This window comes from Microcystis sp. (assembly GCF_048564745.1).
Classification (GTDB): domain Bacteria; phylum Cyanobacteriota; class Cyanobacteriia; order Cyanobacteriales; family Microcystaceae; genus Microcystis; species Microcystis ichthyoblabe_A.
In genome coordinates, this window is the sequence record NZ_JBLZRT010000085.1 from 73,749 (window position 1) to 81,368 (window position 7,620).

At 39.3% G+C, this 7,620-nt stretch carries 7 protein-coding genes; 3 read left to right on the forward strand and 4 right to left on the reverse strand.

Annotated elements, in window-relative coordinates:
* Positions 1 to 48 precede the first annotated feature (48 nt).
* Complete coding sequence (uvrC, locus tag ACOCD9_RS10945) at positions 49 to 1,926, forward strand: excinuclease ABC subunit UvrC (protein ID WP_419547442.1); 1,878 nt, start codon at positions 49 to 51, stop codon at positions 1,924 to 1,926.
* 226 nt (positions 1,927 to 2,152) lie between these two features.
* On the opposite strand, the gene ACOCD9_RS10950 is transcribed toward uvrC, so the two are convergent.
* From ACOCD9_RS10950 to ACOCD9_RS10965, 4 genes are all read right to left on the reverse strand, one after another.
* Complete coding sequence (locus ACOCD9_RS10950) at positions 2,153 to 2,779, reverse strand: hypothetical protein (RefSeq protein ID WP_419547443.1); 627 nt, start codon at positions 2,777 to 2,779, stop codon at positions 2,153 to 2,155.
* A 19-nt stretch (positions 2,780 to 2,798) separates the two neighbouring features.
* A complete protein-coding gene (locus ACOCD9_RS10955; protein ID WP_419547444.1) occupies positions 2,799 to 3,449 on the reverse strand; it encodes a hypothetical protein in 651 nt (216 codons plus the stop codon).
* A gap of 321 nt (positions 3,450 to 3,770) precedes the next feature.
* Positions 3,771 to 4,055 carry a hypothetical protein gene (locus ACOCD9_RS10960; protein ID WP_149989904.1) on the reverse strand — a complete coding sequence of 95 codons (285 nt, stop codon included), beginning with the start codon at positions 4,053 to 4,055 and terminating at the stop codon, positions 3,771 to 3,773.
* Positions 4,045 to 4,341, reverse strand: a complete 297-nt coding sequence (locus ACOCD9_RS10965) for a BrnT family toxin (protein ID WP_002784536.1) — start codon at positions 4,339 to 4,341, stop codon at positions 4,045 to 4,047. The genes ACOCD9_RS10960 and ACOCD9_RS10965 overlap by 11 nt, the downstream gene beginning before the upstream one ends.
* Before the next feature lie 383 nt (positions 4,342 to 4,724).
* Between ACOCD9_RS10965 and ACOCD9_RS10970 the strand changes: the two genes are divergently transcribed.
* On the forward strand, positions 4,725 to 6,317 hold the full coding sequence (locus ACOCD9_RS10970; protein ID WP_419547445.1) for a hypothetical protein: 1,593 nt from the start codon (positions 4,725 to 4,727) through the stop codon (positions 6,315 to 6,317).
* Between the two features lie 343 nt (positions 6,318 to 6,660).
* On the forward strand, positions 6,661 to 7,131 hold the full coding sequence (gene tsaE / locus ACOCD9_RS10975) for a tRNA (adenosine(37)-N6)-threonylcarbamoyltransferase complex ATPase subunit type 1 TsaE (RefSeq protein ID WP_002795167.1): 471 nt from the start codon (positions 6,661 to 6,663) through the stop codon (positions 7,129 to 7,131).
* Positions 7,132 to 7,620: the final 489 nt, after the last annotated feature.

Genomic DNA, 7,620 nt, shown 5'->3' on the forward strand with positions numbered 1-7,620 from the left:
GTAAATCAAGACTAAAAATATAGTTGTACACTGGGTTACTATAAAAAGATGTTCGGGAATAATCTTAACTCTACCCTAATCCAAGACCTCGATCGCCTAGAAAATCGTCTTCGGGAAATTCCCCTCGAACCGGGAGTTTACTTCCTGCGCGACCAAAATGGCGAAATTCTCTACATTGGTAAATCCAAAAAACTCCGGTCTAGAGTCCGTTCCTATTTTCGTCCCAGTCAACCCCTCAGTCCCCGCATTGCTTTGATGGTACGACAGGTGACAGAAATTGAATTTATCGTCACCGACACGGAAGCAGAATCCTTGGCCCTGGAAGCTAATCTAATTAAACAACATCAGCCCCATTTTAATACTCTCCTCAAGGACGATAAAAAATATCCATACATTTGTATTACTTGGTCGGAAACCTACCCGCGCATTTTTATCACCCGCAAACGTAGCATAAATAACCAAAAAGACCGTTATTATGGTCCCTACGTCGATACTAGGCTGCTGCGCTACACTTTACACCTAATTAAACGCACTTTTCCCCTGCGTCAACGTCCCCAACCTCTGTTTAAAGACCGTCCCTGTTTAAATTATGATATCGGTCGTTGTCCGGGGGTTTGTCAAAAATTAATTAGTCCCCAGGATTATCGGGAAACCTTGCAGAAAGTGGCGATGATTTTTCAGGGAAGGACGGGAGAATTATTAGAGAAATTAGCAGCAAAGATGCTCGCAGCGTCGGAAAACCTAGATTTTGAACAAGCGGCCACGATTAGGGATCAAATTCGCGGATTACAGGCCCTTAATACCGATCAAAAAGTCTCTTTACCTGATGATACCGTATCCCGGGACGCGATCGCTTTAGCTAAGGACGAGCAGCATTGTTGCATACAATTATTCCAAGTGCGTTCTGGTCGTTTGGTGGGACGTTTGGGATTTTTTGCCGATAGTCAGTCAGCAAACGAGGGAGAAATCCTGCAAAAAGTCCTAGAAGAACATTATTTATCGGTGGAAGGGGTGGAAATTCCCAGCGAAATCCTGTTACCCTGCGAATTACCGGAAGGTGAGGTGTTAGCGGGGTGGTTAAGGGAAAAAAAAGGTCGCAAAGTCGAGTTAACTGTCCCCCAACGGCAAAGTAAAGCGGATTTATTAGCCATGGTGGAGAAAAACGCTCTTTATGAGTTAGAAAAGACGAAAAGAAGCGCCGACCGAGATTTACAGTCTTTGCAGGATTTAGCGGTAATTCTCGATTTACCGGCACTGCCGCACCGCATCGAGGGTTATGATATTTCTCATATTCAGGGTTCTAATGCAGTCGCGTCGGGAGTGGTGTTTATCGATGGGGTGGCCGCTAATCAACATTATCGTCACTATAAAATCAAAAATCCCGAGGTTAAAATCGGCCATTCCGATGATTTTGCCAGTTTAGCAGAAGTAATTCGGCGGCGTTTTCGTCGTTATGCCGAAAATCCCGATAATATTGCCGAAAGTGATGATTTTCCCGATTTGGTTATGATTGATGGGGGAAAGGGACAATTATCGGCAGTGGTGGCAGTTTTAGGGGAGATGAATTTATTAGAACAGGTAAAAGTTGTTAGTTTAGCTAAACAGAGAGAGGAGATTTTTTTACCGGGGGAATCCTCTCCTTTAGAGACAGATAAGGAACAACCCGGAGTGCAATTATTGCGTCGAGTCAGGGATGAAGCGCATCGCTTTGCTGTTAGCTTTCACCGACAACAAAGGATGCAAAAAAGTCGCCGTTCCCGTTTGGATGAGATACCGGGTTTAGGTTTTAAGCGACAAAAAGATTTATTAGCTCATTTTCATTCTCTGGATTATATTCGCGAAGCTTCCCTAGAACAATTGCAACAGGTGACAGGAATTGGGGAACAATTAGCTAAGGAAATTTATAATTATTTTCATCCTAGGTAGGGATAAGCTGTTGAAGAATATCTAAGGGGGGTTATGATGAGAATATCTTCAATAACGCCGTAACCGTTGATCTATTTTTGCTGATAGGGTTAGTGACCAATGTACAATGATTTTTCTCCTTTAGCCCCTAAACATATAAACATCATAACCCATTTCTAGCAACAATTAGAAAGAACAAATTTTAACCCTCAATGCAGCCGACAATATCTACAAGGTGGAGAGCCGACTATAAACCCAAACGTTTATTTTCTAGTTTTCTCATCTCTGTTTGTACGCTAACACCAATTTGTAAGGCTTCATCTAAAAATCTACCATATTCTGTGGCTTTTTCGGTTGCTTGTAATGCTCTTAGTCCACTTAAATCAACAATATTAAATTGCTCGGGTCTAAAATCAGGATTTTCCCTGAGAATTTTGTCTGTTTTTAATGCACGGACTAAAATTTCTCGATTAATTCTTAATGATTCTAATACTTTTTCTCTTTCATTTAATTTAACGGGATTACCTACAGCCTCTAATTGATCTAAGGTATTTATGTTTAAAATAATTTCGTTATGGTGAACCACTTCCCTAATGAACTTTAAATTCATAGGTGATATTAAATTGAACAGGCTAATGACCAAATACCATAGGCCAATAAAGAAGAACAGAATACTACCAAAAATTGCAAAAATACCTAATAAAGGTACAGGTGAAAGTAGAAGAAGTATAGGGCTCAAAAACCAACCTGCCAACCATCCGTCCCAATCAGTTGCCCATCCAAAAGTGCCATCTGTTTTAGCTCTTAATTCTTTACCCGTAAACTCTTTCAGATCACTTAGAGAAATTTTTAATTCTTGCAAATCGGTACGCATGATTTTGACTCCTTTTGTGTTACTTTTGGCGATTACTTTCTAGCTTTATCATTTCTGACTGAACATTAACACCTATTTGTAATATTTCATCTAAAAACCTGCCGTATTCTGTAGCATTTTCTGTTGCTTGCAACGCTCTCAATCCACTTAAGTCAATGTTAAATTTTTCGGGCTTAAACTTGGGGTTTTCTCGTAAAATTCGACCTGTTTCTAAAGCACGAACTAAATTTTGTCGATTAATTTTTAATGCTTCTAAAACTTTTTCTCTCTCACTTAATTTAATAGGATTGCCAACGTATTCGAGTTGATCTAACACATCTAAACTACGAATAATTTTATTATGCTGATTAACCCCATCAATTAAATGTGAATCTTTTTTGATTGGTTGCAGAAGATAAATACCGATAGATATACTGGCAACTATGAAGATTATTGATGAGATGATAATGAACCAATCATTATCATCTCTGTGAATAGAAGAACTAGAATTTGCTAATATACACCAAAGTCCTAGTGTAGGAAGGATTCCAAAAAAACATGCACTTACCGAAGTCGGATCATCTAATTTACTTGCCACAAAAGCACCTTTAGACTTAACCCTAAACTCAAAGCCAGTTAATCTTTTTAACTCTCCTAGCGTGATTTCTAGTTCTTGCAAATCTGGTCGCATTTTTAAAGTCACTCCTGACAATAATCTTTAGTCATTTATTGAGGATAGTACATGGGGACTCGTTTGGGAAAATTGAGGGAAGCTGGAAAAATTGATGGGTGATAAAAAGATATTGTAGGCTAAGAAAGTAGACGGAAACAAGGGAACAAATGAACCAAACTGAGTCCAGTTCTTGGAAAGCTAGATTAAAGAAACTCAATCGACTCAATCGCTGAATCGGTGTCGAATTCCAAACTCTCCAGCAATCTATCCGCAAGAAGCGCCCTCGACAGATAAAACTCTATGTTCTACAAGCGATCGCACTACAACTGAAAACCTAGACTAACGCGGAGTAATTTCACTCAACGCTTCTTGCAGCAGTTCATCACTCACACCATGACGCTTCAAACTAGCAACGAGAGCAGAAATTGTATCTCCCTCTAGACGCTCCAAATCCGCACGCAGCCCTTGTCCAATGTAAGCACGGATCAAAGGTTGATAACCTGAGAAACCAAGTAACGGTGCAACCCGCTTTAAATCTTCAATCACATCTTCGGGAATACGAATCGTGATTGTAGTCATAGGGCGATTTTTCTCCAGTCGTTTTTTTAATGCCTCAACTTTCATAATACTCACGTTCCTTGCGTGTGGCTTTGCGAGCCGAAATGATCCGAATGATGTCGTTTTCACGCTCAATATAGACGACGTACAGGAGATTCCACCGTCTATCTAACCCAATGATCGCATCTCGTGCCTCATCATTGCGACTTGCATCAACAACAACCAGCAGTGGATCGAAGAAGACTTCTGCTGCTTGCTGAAACGTAATACCGTCATGGTTGATCGGGTTAATCCTAGATTTCTCGTCATTCCAAACAAAAGTAATGCCACTGAGGACAAAATAGACATCCATACTTGTAGTATAGGCAGGATGTATTTACATTGTCAATACTTTATTAACACACCCTACGAGAGCAGCAATTATTATAGGTTGGGTTGACGCAAGGAAAAACACCCTACGAGGCTCTAGGCTTATTGACAGATAAAAATCAATTCAGGGTGATTTTATGCTAATCTGCAACTTACCGACTTATAATAAAAATGTTCTTGCCAAAGAAGTTGTAGCTAACTGCTTAACTGAATCTGCTAGGATGCTATTACAGAATAGAAGACTACATCTATTAATTGCTGAGGCAGAACTAAGTTTAACCGCTCCTTTTTTAACTACTTATATCGCTTTCAGGCAAAAAATTAGGCGTTTTGGTTTACCATAGTCAAAGTGTGCTTTCTAGGCTAATGACTTTGACTAAAAACCCCGTGAGCAGAAACCGTCGTTTTTCCCCGCGCAATCTCTTTGAGACTTGCATGGCCCTATTGGTGTTATGTAATTATATTCTGGTTATTTTCGATTTAACTTATATTCCCCTGCGAGATTTTTGGTTACAGGGACGCTTGCAAATAACTTTATTAAGATTTAATGAACCAATAAAACTCGGTCCGATTTCCTTTCAAGAATTACAAATACCTCCCGATAAACCCCTAGAAATTCCCTTTGTTAAAGGAATTGCTAAGTATGATGTGGTGAAAGGGATTAAACCCTATCGCAGTACCAGTGAATATTTAGATACAGTTAATAAACTTAATCAAATAATTAATCAAAAACTCTTTAACCCAGAGTTTAATCTGGGAGAATATCGCCAAGAGATTGAGAAAATTTTAGAAAATTTGCGCCAGAATAGTGTCAATATGGTCGATAATAATCCCTTTGCCTCGGCGGAGAAAACTGGGACCTTAGAGAAGATTAAAAATAAAATGCGCTTGCGGGTTTTTAAAACAGAAAATGTTTCCGCAAAAACAGCCTTTCAGAAGTTTTGGACTTGGGATTATCTCAGCCAAAATGGCTGGGAAAAAGAGTTGAAGTTTTTTAATCAAGAAATTCAACCTTTAATAGAAACTAATTATTTTCGTCCCCTAGGAGAAGATGGGAGACCGATCGATAACTTTGAGGCGATCGATTTTTTCTTTGGTACCATCTTTTTCTGGGAATTTATGCTGAGAACTTGGTGGATTGCTCGCACTCATAAAGGCCTACGGTGGCGCGAGGCTATGTTATGGCGATGGTACGATATTTTTCTGTTTATTCCTATCTGGAGATGGTTGCGATTTATTCCTACCGTTATTCGCCTAGATCAAGTTAAAATTATTAACTTAAGGTTGATTAAAGAACAGGCAGTTAAAGGCTTAGTTGCGCTAATTTCTAAAGATATTACTGAGATAATTGTCCTGAGAATTATTAATAAAATTCAGGAATATATTCGACAGGGACAAGTGGAGAAATTTCTCGAACGATCCCTCAATGGCGGATATAGCAATCTCAATGATACTAATGAAGTTATCGAAATTTTTCGGTTAGTAGTTAATAGCACTGTTGATAAGGTTTTACCGCAAGTTAAACCGGAAGCAGAAGCTTTAATTAAATACAATATCGAGAAAATTCTCAGTCAAACTCCCGCTTATCAAAGCTTATTGCGATTACCCGGCATGAAAGGGTTAAAAACTGACTTGAGCAATCGTCTATCTAGTCAATTGTATCAATCTTTTGTTAATATAGCTGACAAGATTACCCAGGAAGACGAAGTTTTTGAGCGTTTATTGCAGCAATTAGTCCAGCGTTTCGGGCAATCTCTCGCCGAGGAATTACAATCCCGTCACAGTTTAGAAAGAATCGAGATGTTATTAATTATCTTCCTAGAAGAAGTGAAATTAAACTATGTACAAGAATTCTCAGATGAAGACTTAGAAACTATCCTCGAACAAACTCGCTTACTCCACTCTAAAAGTGCAGAAATTACCCCAAGAGAAACCATGAATCCTCGTCTTCTTCCCTAAAAATTAAGTAGCTGGTTATAATTAAATTAAAAATGGATTTTAGGTTCGATCCCCCCTGCCCCCCTTGATCTGTCCTTTAGTCACATCTTTCTTAACATTTCAAACCTTTGTAGCACAAGGCTTTCAAGACTCGGTTAACAATTTGTAATATTCCTTGTTGACACCCTTACTGACAAAGAAAAAACTGAAATCAAGTCAGGATAAGGGTTGGAGTGCTTACTGCAAAAATTGTTAAGAAAGCTCCCTATAAGGGATAGCCTTAATAAGGGGGGCATCTGATAACTTTCAACGCCTACCTACTCATATTAGAATCAGTGATTAATTGGCATCCTAGCGGAAACAAATGATTATCGACTTACCTGATCGAGAAGCTACTGTCAATTTAGGGGAAAAACTGGGGCAAACCTTGGACTCTGGCAGTGTAATTTTATTAAAAGGCGATTTGGGAGCGGGAAAAACCACCTTAGTACAGGGAATTGGCTTAGGATTGGGTATTCAAGAGCCGATAGCTAGTCCTACCTTCACCCTCGTTAACGAATATAACGAAGGCCGCCTTCCTTTGTATCATTTGGATTTGTATCGTTTGCAGGGTCAAGATATCGAGGCGCTGTACCTAGAAAATTATTGGCAGGGAATCGAGGTGGATTTAGGGATAGTGGCGATCGAATGGTCGGAACGTTTAACTTTTTTGCCGGAAAATTATCTAGAGATTACTTTACTCGATCGAGGCGAGCAGGGACGACGAGCGCTGCTCAATTTTGTCGGTGGGGACGAAAAAAATAGCGACCCCACAGGAATCGCTATCGGCACTTGACTCTTTAAGCAATCAAACTTTCGTGGTAACTCTCCGCATCTAAGATAGATGTTGGGTTCGATCCCCCCTTAATTCCCCCTTGATAAGGGGGGAACTGATAGTTTTTAACATCTAAGTAGTTATAAGATGTAAAAAATAACTATTTTTTCACCTTTAATTTGCCCTTCCCACGGAGAAACTATCAGCTTTTCAGAGATACAATACTAAAAAAATCGGCAATTTTTGCTAATTTCACACTATCTTTAGATTTATCCTCTATCTTGATGTCTGATCGGTTTTGGCAGTGGTTGACCCTTTTCGCTACTAGGGAATCGTGAAAAGAAAAAAAGAAGCGATCGAGTGCTAATTAGCAGCAATTCTCATTTTAAAAAGTAACAAGTGATACAGACAGAAACAAAGCTTTAAGCAAGCTACAAAATGCGCTCCCGCGAGTGCGACTGCATCGCAGAGAAGTGAGTATATAGAGTATTTATACTCAAAATATTTGAA